This is a genomic window from Methylobacterium sp. WL12 (genome assembly GCF_008039475.1).
In the GTDB taxonomy this organism is placed as follows: Bacteria; Pseudomonadota; Alphaproteobacteria; order Rhizobiales; family Beijerinckiaceae; genus Methylobacterium; species Methylobacterium cerastii.
Window position 1 is genome coordinate 53,061 of sequence record NZ_VRUW01000017.1, and the last position, 13,884, is coordinate 66,944.

The following is a 13,884-nucleotide window of genomic DNA, read 5'->3' on the forward strand; positions in this document are numbered from 1 at the left end:
GGCCAAGCTAACCCATTCCGGCCAGGATGGGCTGGTCTACGCACCTCCGCCCGGGTCGTCCGGGTCGCTGAAGGAAGCCGACCTTGCTCGTTCGTACCGTGTTCGCGTTCACCCTGTCCGCCACCGCCGCGCTCGCCGCGCCGAACGCGTCGGCCGTGCCCGACCGCGCCGCGCTGAAGCAGAACTGCACCGGCGATTACCTCGCCTTATGCAGCGAATTCTCCCCCGACGCCCCGGAGGTCCAGGCCTGCTTCAAGCAGAACCGCGCCAGCCTCTCGCCGAACTGCCAGGCCGCGATCGGTGGATACGTGAAGGCGCAGAAGCGCGGGTGAAGGGGAGCCCGACGGGTCGCCGGGCTCCGCTTCCGAAAACTACTTCCCGGCCAGCAGCGGCGACCAGGTCGGGTCGGAGGCGTAGGACGGGGTCGGCACCGGATTTTCGACCTTGCCGGTGATGTCGACCATGTAGAGCTTGCCGCCGCCCTGGCCGCCGGGATCGCGGAAGAACAGCACGTACTGGCCGTTCGGCGCGAAGGTCGGCCCCTCGTTGTGGAAGCCTTCCGTCAGCACCCGCTCGCCGGAGCCGTCGGGCTTCATCACGCAGATCGCGAAGCCACCCTTGCGCTGGCGGGTGAAGGCGATGAGGTCTCCTTTGGGCGACCAGGCCGGCTGCGAGGCCGAGCCCTCCCCGAACGAGATGCGGTGCGGGTTCGAGCCGTCGGCGCCCATCACGTAGACCTGCTGCGAGCCGCCGCGGTCGGATTCGAACACGATCTGGCCGCCGTCCGGCGAGTAGGTCGGCGACGTGTCGATCGCCATGCCATTGGTGATCGAATGCTGGGCCTTCGAGGCGATGTCCATCGTGACGATGTCTGCGTTGCCGCCCTGCTGCACGCTCATGATGAGGCGGCGGCCATCGGGTGAGAAGCGCGGGCTCGCGCTCATCGAGTCGAAGTTGCCCATCGCCGTCCGGCTGCCGGTCTCGAGGTTGATCACCTGCACCCGCGGCTGGTGGCCGGTGGCCTGCGCCATGAAGGCGATGTCCTGCGTCGCCGGCGAGTAGCGCGGGGCGACGACGGCGTTCTCGCCGGTGGTGAGCGCCCGGACGTTGGCGCCGTCCTGGTCCATCACCATCAGGCGCTTGCGGCGGTTCTCCTTCGGGCCGGATTCGTCGACGAAGGCGATGCGGCTGTCGAACCACGGCCCGAGGCCGGTGATCTTGGTGTAGACGCTGTCCGAGATCAGGTGCCCGGCGCGGCGCGCGTTGGCGGCGTCGGTGCCGTATTGCTGGCCGGTGATCTGCTGGCCCGAGGTCACGTCCCACAAGCGGAACTCGACCTTGAGGCGGCCCGAGGCGTCGCGCGAGACGCGGCCGGTGACGAGGCCCTGCACGCCGGCCGCGCGCCACTTCTCGAAGCCGGGGGCGGCATCGAAGTTCGGCGATTCGGGGAATCGGCCCTTCTCCAGCGGCAGGAAGTAGCCGGAGCGGCGCAGGTCGTTCGTCACGACGCTCGAGACGAGGCCGCCGAGGTTCGCGTCGCCCGAGAAGTCGGTCACCGCGATCGGCATCGGCTGGAACGAGCCGCCACCGATGCGGAGCTGAAGCTGGGCCTGGGCCGGCCCGCTCAAGCCGATGGCCGCGAGCAGCAGCAGCGCGAGGCCATAGAGGGCGGCGGGCACGTGCCGGGCCCGGGTGAGCGAACGATGCAGCATGGGGTTTGGTCCGGAAACGTTGGAGCGGGTGCCGGCGAGGTCGAGACTTCGGGTCGGCTTCGGCGTCAGGTCGCGGTGAACTCGAACTCCGCGTTGATCGCCTTCCAGTCGTTGTAATAGGGCTGGTACTGCGCCGGGATCTTGTAGGGCGCGCACCGGCGCACGGCGCGCAACGCCGCCTGCGCGATCGACTGGTCGACCGAGCTCGACCCGCCGCGCATTATCCGCGGCTCGGTCGAGAGCGAGCCGTCGGCGTTCAGGCGGATGTCGAGCACCGGCAGCACCACGCCCTGCGCCGCGCCGGGCGGCGCCGAATAGCAGCGCTCGATCTGCTGCTGCAGCATGCCGACGAGGGCGTCGCGCAACGAGGGCGACAGGCGCTGCGCGGTGCCGGTGGCAGCGCCGAGGGAGGCCGTGCGCTGGACCTCGTGACCGGTCGAGCCGGTGGATTGCGACGGCGCCTTCGAAGCCAGGATCGACTTGATGTCGCCGGCATTGAACTTGGCGGCGAGCTCGGCCTGCTTGCGCGCCTTCGCCTCGGCGTCGGCCTTGGCGCGCGCATCCGCGACCGCCTTCGCCTTGGCTTTTGCCGCAGCCTCGGCCTTCGCGGCGGCTGCGGCCTCAGCCTTCTCCTTGGCCTCCTCGGCCTTGGCTTCGGCGATCTCCTTCTGGCGCTCGGCCTCGGCTTCCGCCTTCGCCTTGGCTTCGGCCTTGGCGGCGGCCGCCTTCTCGGCAGCCTTGGCCGCCTCCTTGGCCGCGTCCGCCTTGGCTTTCGCCTCGGCTTTGGCCTTCGCATCCGCAGCCTTGGCTTCTGCGGCGGCGGCTTCCGCCTCCTCGCGCTCGACGAGCTTGGCGAGCTGCTCGCGCTTCACCGCCTCCGCCTTGGCGGCCTCGGCGGCGGCGGCCTTCGCTTCCGCCTTGGCGGCGGCGGCCTTCTCCGCGGCGGCGGCCTTGGCGGCTTCCGCCTTCGCCTCGGCTTTGGCGGCGTCGGCCTTCTCGGCCTCCGCCTTCTCCTTGGCCATCTTGGCGGCCTTGGCCGCTTCCGCCGACGGGTCGGGCTCGTTGACGCGCAGCGGCATCTCGTCGGCGTTGGCGAGCTTCATGTCGCTGGTGCGCGTCGGCGCTGTCGGAGAATCGACTTTCGCGTTCTCCGGCTCCTTCTCTTCGAACTTCTCCGCCTTCTTGTCGGCACGGGGCTTGGCGTCCGACAACGGCTTCTCGGCGTTGCGCTCGCCCTTGGTCAGCTCGGAGAACTGGTTCTCGGTGATCACCTCGACGGGCACGCCCTCCTGCGCCTCGGGAAGCGCGGGCGCGGCGACGCTGAACAGGGCGAAGACCAGCAGCCCGACATGGGTGCCGGCCGAGACCCAGAAGCCCGGTTCGCTGCGGAAGGAGGGGAGCCTCACGGACGCGCTACCGCTGCTCGGGCTCGGTGACGAGCGCCACCTTCTTGAAGCCGCCGCCGGTGACGATCGCCATCACCTGCGCGACCCGGCCGTAGTCGACCCGCTTGTCGCCGCGCACGAAGACGCGCTCCTCGAAGCCGGACTTGGCCTCCAGGGTCAGCTTCGGGATGATGGTGTCGTCGGTGAGCTCGTCCTCGCCGAGGAAGACCTGACCGGACTGGCGGATCGAGATCGTCACCGGCTTGGTGTCCGAGTTCAGGGGCGAGGCCTTGGATTGCGGCAGATCGAGGGGCACGCCCACCGTCATCATGGGCGCCGCCACCATGAAGATGATCAGCAGCACCAGCACGACGTCGATGAACGGCGTCATGTTGATCTCGTTGATCGGCCCGCCGCGCTTGCCGCGCCGCCGCCGCTTGCCGCCCCCTTGAGCGCCCGCCGCCATGCTCATGTGTCGATCCCTTCGCGGTCGGTCAGGCGGCGAGCGACAGGCGCTCGTCGATCTGGCGCGACAGGATGGCGGAGAACTCGTCGGCGAAGCCTTCCAGGCGCGACTGCTGCTTGGAGACCGTGGCCTGGAGCTTGTTGTAGGCCAGCACGGCGGGAATCGCCGCGAACAGGCCGATCGCGGTGGCGAATAGCGCCTCGGCGATGCCCGGCGCCACCACGGCGAGCGAGGTGTTCTTCGAAGCGGCGATCGAGGTGAAGGCGGTCATGATGCCCCAGACCGTGCCGAACAGGCCGATATACGGGCCGGCCGAGCCGATGGAGGCGAGGAACAGCAGGCGGCCCTCGAGGCGCTCGACCTCGCGCTGGATCGTCACGTCGAGCACCTTGTCGATGCGCTGCGACAGTGACTGGATCTGGCGGCCGGTGCCCTCGAACGAGCGCTTCCACTCGCGCATCGCCGCGACGAACAGGGCGGCAAGGCCCGTGGCCGGGCGGTCGTTGAACGAGCGGTACAGTTCCTCCAACGAGCGGCCGGACCAGAACGCGTCCTCGAACGCGTCCATCTCGTCCTTGGTGCGGCGGAACAGCAGCGTCTTGTCGACGATGATCGCCCAGCACCAGATCGACGATCCGAGCAGGCCGATCATGACGAACTTGACGACGACGTGGGCCTGCAGGAACAGCCCGAGCAGCGTCATGTCGGCGACGGGCGCAGCCTGCATCGCATCGGCTGGGTTCATGGTCGGTGGTCCTCACGTCCCCATGGCGGAGCGGCTTCCGAGGGGGAAACCCTCGCGACATCCGGCTGAACCATGGGCGATACCTGAAAAATCGCCCGCGAATCTGTCGAAAGTAGGGTCGTCGCCGCAGCGCACCCTCGACGTCTCGGCCGAGTGAAGCGCCGAACGCGGTTAAGGAAGCGTTGCACGCCGGACCAGGGCGGATCGCAGAATAAGGATGTTATTTCAATCGAGCGAGACACTACTCAAATCGAAGGCGACGAAAGTATTTGATTTATATTAAATGTATTTGATTTCTCATCCTAAGGTTGTAATTTTCATATTCGTCAAAATACCGAGTAAATTAATGGCTTTTTTACCCTGATCGGCGATTCATGGTCGAAGATCCTCGTCAACGCGCTCGTGGTGGGCCCGAGCTTGGGTCATCGATGGGTTTCCATGGCATTCCTGACATTGCGCCGGAGCGCGAAGGCTCCTTCCGTCGAGACGATGTCCGAGTCGCCGCATGCGGTCGACTTCGAAGCGGTCCTCGGAGCCTTGCCCACCAACGTTCTGGTGTTGAATCCGACCACCGCGGCGATTACTTATGCGAACAAGCGGAGCGTGGAGACGCTGAACGCCCTGCGGCAGCACCTGCCGTCCGTCGTCGATCCCAACCGCATGGTCGGCCAGTCGATGGACGTGTTCCACAAGAACCCCCACCACCAGCGCTCGATCGTCGGCGATCCGTCGCGGTTGCCGTGGCGCACCAAGATCAAGCTCGGCCCCAAGACCCTCGATCTTCACGTGTCCGCCGTCCACGCCGCCAACGGCGAGTACATCGCCGCGGTGCTGTCCTGGGCCGACGTGTCGCCGCTCACGGACGGGATCGCCAGCTTCGACCGCACGATGCAGGCCGCGCTCAATCAGACCGCCGCCGCCACGGGCGCGATGCGGCAGGCCGCCGACAGCGTGCTGAACGCCACCGGACAGACCTCTGAGAGCGCGGGACGGGCGGCCTCCAGCGCGGCGGAGACCACGGTCAACGTGCAATCGGTGGCCGCGGCCGTGGAGGAGTTCAGCGCCTCCAATGCCGAGATCACGCGGCAGATGACCCATTCCAGCAGCGTGACGGCGCAGGCCGTGACGGAGGCGCAGCAGGCGATGGAGAACGTCAGCACCCTGTCTGAGACTCGCAGCGCATCGGTGTCGTCGTCGGGTTGATCAACTCGATCGCGAACCAGACCAATCTCCTGGCCCTGAACGCCACCATCGAGGCGGCACGCGCCGGCCCCGCCGGCCGGGGCTTCTCGGTGGTGGCGGCCGAGGTCAAGGAACTGGCCGCGCAGACGGCCAAGGCGACGAGCGACATCTCCGATCAGATCAACATGATCCAATCCGCCACCCGGATGACCGTTTCGTCGATCGAGCGGATCTCCGTGGTGATCAAGGGAATCGATGCCGGCTCGACGACGGTCGCCGCGGCGGCCGAGGAACAGGCCGCCGCCTCGGCCGAGATCAGCCGGAGCGCGCGCGACGCCGCCGACCTGACCACCGAGGTGAGCGGCGGGATCAGCGCGGTGGCGGCCAGCGCCGCGACCTCGACGGATTCAGCACAGACCGTGCTCCAAGCCACCACCGACATGGACAACCAGATGGCCGAGGTCACGCGGGCGGTCGCGACGTTCCTGGAGGAAGTCCGGCGGATCTGATCGCGCCGCCCCCCTTCACGAGAACGTCTTCGAGCGACGCCGCTGCCGACTCGCTCGAAGGCGAAGCGCGTGCATCAAAGGCTGTCGGGAGCGGACAACGCCCGGCGCAGACCCGGGGGCAGGCGGATCGCCCGGCCCTCGCGGACGCAGGCCACGACCACGGACGCGCGGACCAGGAGGTCGTCGCCGCGGAGCACCTCCTGGTGAAGGTGCATCGAGGCGCCGCGCAACTCGTGCGTGCGGGTGAGGATCGTCAGCGCGTCGTCCATCCGCGCGGGCTTCAGATAGTCGATCTCCATCCGGCGCACGACGAAGACCAACCCGTCGGCCTCGCGATGCAGTTCGGATTGGTCGCCCGCCAGCCCGCGCAGCAACTCGGTCCGGCCGCGCTCCATGAAGCGCAGATAGCTCGCATGGTAGACGAAGCCCGAGAAGTCGGTGTCCTCGTAGTAGACGCGCACCGGCAGCGCGTGGGCTTCGATCGATGACGTCACGGTTCGGCGCCGCTCCTGCGCAGACTTCCAGAGGGACAGGCCTGACGAGCCGGCGCCTTGCATTCGGACGAGGCTACCACGTTTGCCGATCGTCGGGACCTTAGTACCGGGTTGGCTCGGTGTTTGGTCGCCTGCCGCGGTTCCGAGGACGCGTCCGCGAAAGCCGGCCGATCGATCGCAGGCTCGCCCTGAACCGAGCCAAAAGCGCCGTCCCGATCCGCCGCGACGCAACGGCCAAGCTCAGTCCTCGGGCGGGCGGCAGGGTTTCGCTGAGCGCAGATCTTCGCCGCCTTACGCGGGTTTGGCGGCTCCCGCCGAAGCCTGTCGAAGACTATACCGCAGCGTAATCGCGCATTCACGCGTAGAAAAATCGAAGTCTTGGATGCATGATCGTTGCTTGAGCGATCGAATGTTAAGCTGCGTTGAGGAATTCGGCCGGAATGTGATCTGGATGCCCAAAATGTGCGGGTCTTATTTCAGCCCCGTTCGGTCTCGATTGGCGCCGCCCTCGTCAACGACCAAGGACCGAAGCATGCACATCCGACCCGTCGCCAAGATCGCCGCCGCCACCCTCGGAACCGCCCTGTCGCTCGTCGCCGCCACCCAGCCGGCCGCCGCCCAGAGCGGAGGCGCGTCCTGGTACGGCAGCGGCCATCGCACCGCGAGCGGCGAGCGCTTCAACCCGAACGGGATGACCGCCGCCCACCGCAGCCTGCCCTTCGGCACCCGCGTCCGCGTCGAGAACCAGCGCACCGGCCGGTCCGTGGTGGTGCGGATCAACGATCGCGGGCCGTTCGTGCGTGGCCGCATCATCGACCTCTCCCGCGGCTCGGCCCGGGCGCTGGGTATGGGCGGTACCACCTACGTCTCGCTGCACGTCATGAACTGATGCGGATGCCGGCCGGCGTTGCCGCGCGCGCCGGCCGGCCCCATCTCCGAGCCTGAACCGGAGCCGCAGCGGACATCATGGCAAAACCCCTCATCGTCGACATCCCGCACGACCTCGGCCGCGACGAGGCGCGCCGCCGCATCGAGACCGGCGTCGAGCAGGGGCGGGCGCTGCTCGCCAAGAGCGGCATCAGCATCGAAAATCTCACCTGGACCGGCGACCGGCTCGATTTCGCGATCTCCGCGATGAAGCAGAACATGAACGGCCAGATCGACGTCGGCCAGGACAGCGTGCGGGTCGAGTGCCACCTGCCGTTGTTGCTTGCGCTCTTCGCCGACAAGGTGAAGCGGATGGTCGGCAAGGAAGGCAACCTGCTCCTGACCAAGAAGTAGCGCGCAAGGCGGCGCGCGCCGGAACACCCGGGGCGACCCCGCCGTTCACGCTCGTCACGCGGCGCGCGCTCAAGACGCGCCGCGACGTCAAGCGAGGAGCGTTTCCCATGGCCGATCCCGGCGCGATCCCCGAGGTGCCGACGAACCCGACGCCTGCCCCCGACACGCCCTACGACCCGCCCACCGTGCCGAGCCCGGGCCCGAGCCCCGAGATCCCGGGCGACAGCCCGAGCGAAGCGCCCGGCATCACCCCAGCCGAGGTTCCGGTGACCACGCCCGGCATGCCGACGCCGACCGGCCCCGCGAACCCGGTTGCCTGAGCGCGCTCCGGTTTACTTGAGCCGACTTCGATTTGTGGTGAGGCGGCCGCGCTGCCATAAGCCCGGCATGGCCGCCCCACCGCTTCTGACCCTTCAAGACGTCGCCCTCACCTTCGGCGGCACGCCCCTGATCGAGGGGGCGGGTTTCTCCGTCGCGCCCGGCGAACGCACCTGCCTCGTCGGCCGCAACGGCTCGGGCAAGTCGACCCTGATGAAGATCGCCGCCGGGCTCGTGGAGCCCGATCGCGGCGTCCGCTTCGTCCAGCCGGGGACGACGATCCGCTACCTCGCGCAGGAGCCGGATTTCTCCGGGTTCGCCACCACCCTCGAATTCGTCGAATCGGGCCTCGGCGATGGCGACGCGCATCACCGCGCCCGCTACCTGCTCGAAAGCCTCGGCCTCGACGGCAGCGAGGACCCGACGCGGCTCTCGGGCGGCGAGGGCCGCCGCGTGGCGCTGGCGCAAGCGCTGGCACCCGAGCCCGACGTGCTGCTCCTCGACGAGCCGACCAACCACCTCGACCTGCCGGCGATCGAATGGCTCGAGGCCGAGCTGAAGGGGACGCGCGCCGCGATGGTGCTGATCAGCCACGATCGGCGCTTCCTCTCGGCCCTGTCGCGCGCCACGATCTGGCTCGACCGCGGGGTCACCCGCCGCATCGAGCAAGGCTTCTCCGGGTTCGAGGCTTGGCGCGACGCTTTCTTCGAGGAGGAGGAGCGCGACCGGCACAAGCTCGAGCGCAAGATAAACGACGAGGAGCACTGGCTCCGCTACGGCGTCACCGCCCGGCGCAAGCGTAACGTCCGCCGCCTCGGCAACCTGCATGCGCTGCGCAAGGAGCGCCGCGACGACCGCCGGCCGGTCGGCACCGTGACGATGCAGGCCGGTGAGGCCGAGGCCTCGGGCACGCTGGTGATGGAGGCCAAGAACGCGAGCAAGAGCTATGGCGAGCGCCGGATCGTCGCCGACCTGTCCCTGCGGGTGATGCGCGGCGACCGCCTCGGCATCGTCGGCGCGAACGGCGCCGGCAAGACCACGTTGATCAATCTGCTCACCGGCAAGCTGCAGGCCGACGACGGGAGCGTCCGCCAGGGCACCAACCTGAAGATGATGTTGCTGGACCAAGCCCGCGCGGTGCTGGAGCCGAGCATGACCGTCACGGAAGTGCTCACCGGCGGCAGCGGCGACGCGGTGGTGGTGAACGGCGTCAGCCGCCACGTAGTCGGCTACCTCAAGGACTTCCTGTTCACCCCCGAGCAGGCGCGTACCCCGGTCTCGGTGCTCTCGGGCGGCGAGCGCAACCGCCTGCTGATCGCCCGCGCGCTGGCGCAGCCGGCCAACCTCCTGGTGCTCGACGAGCCGACCAACGACCTCGACCTCGAAACGCTCGACCTGCTGCAGGAGATGCTCGGCGACTATTCCGGCACCCTGATCTTGGTGAGCCACGACCGCGACTTCCTCGATCGCGTCGTCGGCAGCGTTCTGGTCTCGGAAGGGGAGGGGCGCTGGGTCGAGTATGCCGGCGGCTACACCGACATGGTCAACCAGCGCGGCGTCGGCGTGCAGGCCCGCGCCGGCGCCAAGGGAAAAGCCGAGGCGCGCGGAAAGAGCGAGCCGCGCGAGAGGGCGGATGCCGCGCCTGCTGCCAAGGGCAAGCTGAACTTCAAGGACCAGCACGAGCTCAAGACGCTGCCTGCCCGCATGGAGAAGTTGCAGGGCGTGATCGCGCAGCTGCGCACGGTGCTGGCCGATCCCGGCCTCTATGCCCGCGACGCGGCCCGGTTCGACAAGGCGTCGGCGATGCTCGCCCAAGCCGAGACCGAGCTGTCTGGGGCGGAGGAGCGCTGGCTCGAACTGGAGATGCTGCGCGAAGGCTGAGACCATCCCGGCCTTCATGATGCCGCGATGGCGGTCCATGCCGTCCGGCAAGCCTCGGGGGCGTCGCCGGTGTTGCGACATCGTCCGCTCGCCATGATCCGCTCGTAATGAACCGCTCGCCATGACACACCAAGGCCTGCGTTCCGCGGGCTGGCTCCTCGGGTTGCCTGGGCTCGGCCTAATCTGGGTCGGCGCGACGCTGTATGCCGCGCCGGATATCGCCGCGCGGATCGCGGTGGCGGGCGAGACGGTGGCTCAGGCGACCGAGGCGGGATCGCCCGAGCCGTGGCTGCGCGTCTCGGTCCGCGGGCGTGATCTCGTCGCCGAGGGCGAGGCGCCGGGGCCGGCCGCCCGCGCGGCGGCGCTCGCCCGATTGGAGGCGCTTCCCGAGCCGCGCCGGATCGTCCCCGAGATCGGCCTGATCGAGACGGCCGCGCCCTTCGCCTGGAGCGCGACCCGGACTGCGCCGGATCGCATCGCGTTCTCTGGCAGCCGCCCGGCGGAGATCGGCCGCGCCGCCTTGCGGACGCGTCTGGCCGCCGAGATCCCCGATGAGACCGCGATCGACGACGCGGCGCATGCCGCCCGCGGCGCGCCGCCGGATTTCCCGGCGGCAGCAGCCTACGCCGTCGCGCGCCTGCGCAACCTCGCCGCCGGCGGGACCGCGACGGTGACCGACCTCTCGATCGCGTTCTCAGGTGCGGCGTTGGACCTCGCCGCCTACGACGCCCTGCGCACTGCGCTGACCGACCCGCCGCCCGGCTACACCATTGGGCGCATCGACATTGTGCCCGCGCGGGCCGACGACTTCACCATGAGCGTGTCGCGAAACCCCGGCGGCGGGCTGGTGCTCGACGGGTTCGTGGTTTCGGAATCCGCGCGGGCCGAGATCGGGCGCCTAGCCGGCGAGATCTCCGACGGCACCGCGGTCACGGACCGGATGCGCACCGCACGGGGCCTCGCTAAGGACGTCGACCCGGATGCGCTGGCGAAATTCCTGATCCGCCTGGTCGGGCTGATGCAGGGCGGCGGCGCGCGCTTCGACGGCGCGCGGGTGTCGGTGGCGGGCGATGCCGTGGACAGCCAGGCCGTCGGCGAGATCGAGGCGGTGATGCGGGACGCCCGGCCCGCCGGGGTCGGGGCGGGCTCGGTCGCGCTTGCGGTGAAGCCGCTCTCCCCCTACCGCGTCGCGATCCGCCGCGAGGCTGACGGCGTCAGCCTGTCCGGCCACCTGCCCGATGCCGAGGCGCGCGACCGGCTGCTCGCCGTGGTGCGCCCGCGCTTCTTCCGCGAGCGCATCATCGACCGCACCCGCATCGCCGACGGCGCGCCGCCGGACCTCGCTGCGGCTCTCACCGCCGCGGTGCCAGTGCTGGCGAGCCTGTCGAGCGGCGAGGTCGCGGTCGCCGACCGGACGCTGATCCTCTCCGGCACGAGCCTGTATCGCGAGGCCGCGGCGCGGGTCGCCGCGACCCTGCCGGCGGCGATGCCGGCGGGATGGACCGCGAGCGTGGCGGTGGTGCCGAAGAACCCGGCGCCGACGCGCGACCCCGAGACCTGCCGCAGCGCCGCGACGGCGCTCGTCGGCGGCACCGGCCTGCGCTTCGCGCCCGGCTCAGGCGCGTTGTCACCGATCTTCTATCCCGTGCTCGATCGCCTCGCGGAGCTTGCCAAGACCTGCCCGTCGCTGCGCATCGCGGTCGCCGGCCACGGCGATCCGGCAAAGACCGCCCCGCCGGACGCGAAGGTGGCGGACGCAGCCCAGACGCAGGGTATCGCGAGTGCGGCGCCCAAGCCCGAGGCCGGCAAGGCTGCGTTGGCCAAGCCCGAGCCCACTAAGTCCGGTGAGACCAAGCCGGCCGCGAAGGCGGTGCCCGCAAAGGACGCCAAGGGCTCGAAGGACACCAAAACTTCGAACGACGCGAAGAGTTCGAAGGACGCCAAGGCGGCGAAGGACACCAAGCCGGCCAAGGACACGAAGGCCGGCAAGGAGACCGCCGAGGCGCCGGAGCCCGACCTGCCGCGGCTGCGCGCCGGTGCGGTGGTCGAGTACCTGCTCCAGGCCGGCGCTGGGCTCGACCAGGTCGTCGTCGCCGACAAGCTCTCGGAGCGGCCGGGCATCGCCTTCGCCGTGCTGCCCTGACCTCCGGAAAGGTTTTGCCGTGATGCTCCTCCTCGCCGGCCTGTGGCCGGGATCGTTGGCCGCACTCGTGCTCGGCCTCGCCGTCGGCGGCTTCACTGGGTTGCCGGCCCGGCCGGCGATCCCCGCCGCGCTCGGGGTCGCGACCCTGGCCCTGGCCGCGCTCGCCATCGCGGGGATCGTGCCCGGCGTGCAGGGTTTCTGGCTGGAGAGCGCGGTGGCGATACTGGTGTCCTACCTCGCCGGCTGCGCGTTGGGTGCGCTCGCCCGGAGGTCCGCCCGGGTGCGACCGCACGATCCCCCGACAAGCTGAGGATGGCGCGGAACCAAGGCGCCCCGATCCGGCGTTGCCCCTCCAGACAGAGCCTTCGGGCTCACCGGAGACACGCAACGGACCCCACGCCATGAGACTCGATCGCTCCGCTCGACGCCACATCGGCCTGCGCCCCCGCGCCGGCCTCGCCGCCACCGCCCTGCTCGTCGCCGGCCTTGCCGCGTCCGGCGCGGTCGCCCTGCTCGGCGATTTCGTCGAGCCGGCCCGCGCCCAGTCCGCCGCGAGCCACATCGACCAGCCCACCCCTGCGACCCTGCCGAACGGCGCCAAGCGCGCGAACGGCGACGTCGCGGCGCCGCACGCGCTTAAACCCAGCACCGACGTGATGGACACCGGGACCCTCCCCGACGCGCGGACGAACCCGATGCAGCACTTGCCGGACCGGACGCGCGCCGCGCACTGACCGTCACGACGCAACCTCGTCCCCGCCCCCGCCGTTGATCGGCGGGGGCTTTTTCATGCGCTCCTGCGGCGGCGTCTCGCGCTCCGTCCCTCACAGGCGAAGGAAAGCACCATGGGTCTGCTCGATTCGGTGATCGGCGGCGTGCTCGGGCAGGTGCTCGGCGGCGGACGGGGCAATGCCGGCAACGCGGGCGGCGGTGCGATGTCGCCGATCGTGAAGGCCCTGCTGATGCTGCTGCTCGCCAAGGGCGCGAGCGGCGGCCTGGGTGGAGCGCTCGGCGACATTCTCGGCGGCGGCCAGCGCCGGCCGGAGCCCGGCCCCGACACTGAGCGCTCTGGCGGCGCCGGACCCTACGGCCGCGATCCCGGCCATTCGGCCGACGACGGCGCCGGCCAGGACCCCGGCGACATCGGCGGCTTCGACCAGGAGGGCGGCCGTCGCGACCCGCCGCTGCCGCCCGGCGACTTCAGCGACCTCTCGGGCATGCTCGACGGACCCGGCGACCGATCCCAGGTTCCTCAACCAGGACATGTCGCACATGAAACGGCGGGCGATCTCGGCGGGCTCGACGGCCTCGTCGATCGCTTCCGCCAGGGCGGTTTGGGCGACGTCATCGACTCGTGGATCGGCCACGGCAGCAACCGCAGCATCGAACCCCACGACCTCGCCCGCGCGCTCGGCCCCGACACCCTCGGCGCTCTCCAAAACCAGACCGGGATGGACCGGGACTCGCTGCTGTCCCAGCTCTCTCAGGTGCTGCCGGAGGTGGTGCACGGGCTCACGCCGCAGGGACGGGTGCCGGATTTGGGGGAACGGAAGTCTTGGTAATTAGAAGCTGTAATTTTTAGGGTTATTTAAGCATACACGATGCCTGCACGAATAAGTGCGATCATCGTGTATTTTTCAGGGGTATACATTGCATCTAGCCAGTGAGCCCAAGTATTGTGCTTTTTAGATCAAAATTTATACGTGAGGTAATATGGAGAGTTACAAGCATATGGTACGAAATACTGATTTTCTGGATGAAATTATAT

16 protein-coding genes are annotated in these 13,884 nt (G+C 69.3%); 11 read left to right on the top strand and 5 right to left on the bottom strand.

Features of this window, described 5'->3' with window-relative positions; genetic code table 11:
- Positions 1 to 83 precede the first annotated feature (83 nt).
- The gene (locus FV226_RS09445) at positions 84 to 332 is read left to right on the top strand and encodes a hypothetical protein (RefSeq protein WP_147762706.1); all 249 of its coding nucleotides are present in this window, start codon (positions 84 to 86) and stop codon (positions 330 to 332) included.
- A gap of 39 nt (positions 333 to 371) precedes the next feature.
- On the opposite strand, the gene tolB is transcribed toward FV226_RS09445, so the two are convergent.
- From tolB to tolQ, 4 genes are all read right to left on the bottom strand, one after another.
- Complete coding sequence (gene tolB, locus FV226_RS09450) at positions 372 to 1,712, bottom strand: Tol-Pal system beta propeller repeat protein TolB (protein WP_147762707.1); 1,341 nt, start codon at positions 1,710 to 1,712, stop codon at positions 372 to 374.
- A 65-nt stretch (positions 1,713 to 1,777) separates the two neighbouring features.
- The gene (gene tolA / locus FV226_RS09455) at positions 1,778 to 3,118 is read right to left on the bottom strand and encodes a cell envelope integrity protein TolA (RefSeq protein ID WP_147762708.1); all 1,341 of its coding nucleotides are present in this window, start codon (positions 3,116 to 3,118) and stop codon (positions 1,778 to 1,780) included.
- 7 nt (positions 3,119 to 3,125) lie between these two features.
- On the bottom strand, positions 3,126 to 3,569 hold the full coding sequence (locus FV226_RS09460) for a biopolymer transporter ExbD (RefSeq protein ID WP_187273574.1): 444 nt from the start codon (positions 3,567 to 3,569) through the stop codon (positions 3,126 to 3,128).
- Positions 3,570 to 3,591: 22 nt separating this feature from the next.
- Entirely contained in the window at positions 3,592 to 4,308 is a 717-nt protein-coding gene (tolQ, locus tag FV226_RS09465) for a protein TolQ (RefSeq protein WP_147750589.1), read from the bottom strand.
- Positions 4,309 to 4,710: 402 nt separating this feature from the next.
- Between tolQ and FV226_RS28540 the strand changes: the two genes are divergently transcribed.
- Both FV226_RS28540 and FV226_RS28545 read left to right on the top strand, forming a co-directional pair.
- Positions 4,711 to 5,511, top strand: coding sequence for a methyl-accepting chemotaxis protein (locus tag FV226_RS28540; protein ID WP_187278725.1), 801 nt, complete (start codon positions 4,711 to 4,713; stop codon positions 5,509 to 5,511).
- On the top strand, positions 5,508 to 5,999 hold the full coding sequence (locus FV226_RS28545; protein WP_281406032.1) for a methyl-accepting chemotaxis protein: 492 nt from the start codon (positions 5,508 to 5,510) through the stop codon (positions 5,997 to 5,999). The genes FV226_RS28540 and FV226_RS28545 overlap by 4 nt, the downstream gene beginning before the upstream one ends.
- A 74-nt stretch (positions 6,000 to 6,073) precedes the next feature.
- On the opposite strand, the gene ybgC is transcribed toward FV226_RS28545, so the two are convergent.
- The gene (gene ybgC / locus FV226_RS09480; RefSeq protein WP_238270657.1) at positions 6,074 to 6,493 is read right to left on the bottom strand and encodes a tol-pal system-associated acyl-CoA thioesterase; all 420 of its coding nucleotides are present in this window, start codon (positions 6,491 to 6,493) and stop codon (positions 6,074 to 6,076) included.
- A gap of 532 nt (positions 6,494 to 7,025) precedes the next feature.
- Here ybgC and FV226_RS09485 point away from each other — a divergent pair.
- The 8 genes from FV226_RS09485 (at position 7,026) to FV226_RS09520 (ending at position 13,678) form a co-directional block, all read left to right on the top strand.
- Positions 7,026 to 7,382, top strand: coding sequence for a septal ring lytic transglycosylase RlpA family protein (locus FV226_RS09485; RefSeq protein ID WP_238270665.1), 357 nt, complete (start codon positions 7,026 to 7,028; stop codon positions 7,380 to 7,382).
- Between the two features lie 77 nt (positions 7,383 to 7,459).
- A complete protein-coding gene (locus FV226_RS09490; RefSeq protein ID WP_147762711.1) occupies positions 7,460 to 7,774 on the top strand; it encodes a polyhydroxyalkanoic acid system family protein in 315 nt (104 codons plus the stop codon).
- Positions 7,775 to 7,881: 107 nt separating this feature from the next.
- Complete coding sequence (locus FV226_RS09495; protein WP_147750585.1) at positions 7,882 to 8,094, top strand: hypothetical protein; 213 nt, start codon at positions 7,882 to 7,884, stop codon at positions 8,092 to 8,094.
- A gap of 67 nt (positions 8,095 to 8,161) precedes the next feature.
- A complete protein-coding gene (locus FV226_RS09500) occupies positions 8,162 to 9,973 on the top strand; it encodes an ATP-binding cassette domain-containing protein (protein ID WP_147762712.1) in 1,812 nt (603 codons plus the stop codon).
- A 121-nt stretch (positions 9,974 to 10,094) separates the two neighbouring features.
- Positions 10,095 to 12,116, top strand: coding sequence for a BON domain-containing protein (locus FV226_RS09505; protein ID WP_147762713.1), 2,022 nt, complete (start codon positions 10,095 to 10,097; stop codon positions 12,114 to 12,116).
- 22 nt (positions 12,117 to 12,138) lie between these two features.
- Positions 12,139 to 12,426, top strand: a complete 288-nt coding sequence (locus tag FV226_RS09510) for a hypothetical protein (RefSeq protein ID WP_306422386.1) — start codon at positions 12,139 to 12,141, stop codon at positions 12,424 to 12,426.
- A gap of 91 nt (positions 12,427 to 12,517) precedes the next feature.
- Positions 12,518 to 12,850: a hypothetical protein gene (locus FV226_RS09515; protein WP_147762715.1), complete on the top strand. Its 333-nt coding sequence runs from the start codon at positions 12,518 to 12,520 to the stop codon at positions 12,848 to 12,850.
- A 111-nt stretch (positions 12,851 to 12,961) separates the two neighbouring features.
- Entirely contained in the window at positions 12,962 to 13,678 is a 717-nt protein-coding gene (locus FV226_RS09520; protein WP_147762716.1) for a YidB family protein, read from the top strand.
- Positions 13,679 to 13,884: the final 206 nt, after the last annotated feature.

Excerpts from the sequence above, each read along its gene's own strand:
- tolB (WP_147762707.1), bottom strand. The coding sequence starts at position 1,712 with ATGCTGCATCGTTCGCTCACCCGGGCCCGGCACGTGCCCGCCGCCCTC.
- FV226_RS09460 (WP_187273574.1), bottom strand. The coding sequence starts at position 3,569 with ATGAGCATGGCGGCGGGCGCTCAAGGGGGCGGCAAGCGGCGGCGGCGC.
- tolQ (WP_147750589.1), bottom strand. The coding sequence starts at position 4,308 with ATGAACCCAGCCGATGCGATGCAGGCTGCGCCCGTCGCCGACATGACG.
- FV226_RS09485 (WP_238270665.1), top strand. The coding sequence starts at position 7,026 with ATGCACATCCGACCCGTCGCCAAGATCGCCGCCGCCACCCTCGGAACC.
- FV226_RS09490 (WP_147762711.1), top strand. The coding sequence starts at position 7,460 with ATGGCAAAACCCCTCATCGTCGACATCCCGCACGACCTCGGCCGCGAC.
- FV226_RS09495 (WP_147750585.1), top strand. The coding sequence starts at position 7,882 with ATGGCCGATCCCGGCGCGATCCCCGAGGTGCCGACGAACCCGACGCCT.
- FV226_RS09500 (WP_147762712.1), top strand. The coding sequence starts at position 8,162 with ATGGCCGCCCCACCGCTTCTGACCCTTCAAGACGTCGCCCTCACCTTC.
- FV226_RS09505 (WP_147762713.1), top strand. The coding sequence starts at position 10,095 with ATGACACACCAAGGCCTGCGTTCCGCGGGCTGGCTCCTCGGGTTGCCT.
- FV226_RS09510 (WP_306422386.1), top strand. The coding sequence starts at position 12,139 with ATGCTCCTCCTCGCCGGCCTGTGGCCGGGATCGTTGGCCGCACTCGTG.
- FV226_RS09515 (WP_147762715.1), top strand. The coding sequence starts at position 12,518 with ATGAGACTCGATCGCTCCGCTCGACGCCACATCGGCCTGCGCCCCCGC.
- FV226_RS09520 (WP_147762716.1), top strand. The coding sequence starts at position 12,962 with ATGGGTCTGCTCGATTCGGTGATCGGCGGCGTGCTCGGGCAGGTGCTC.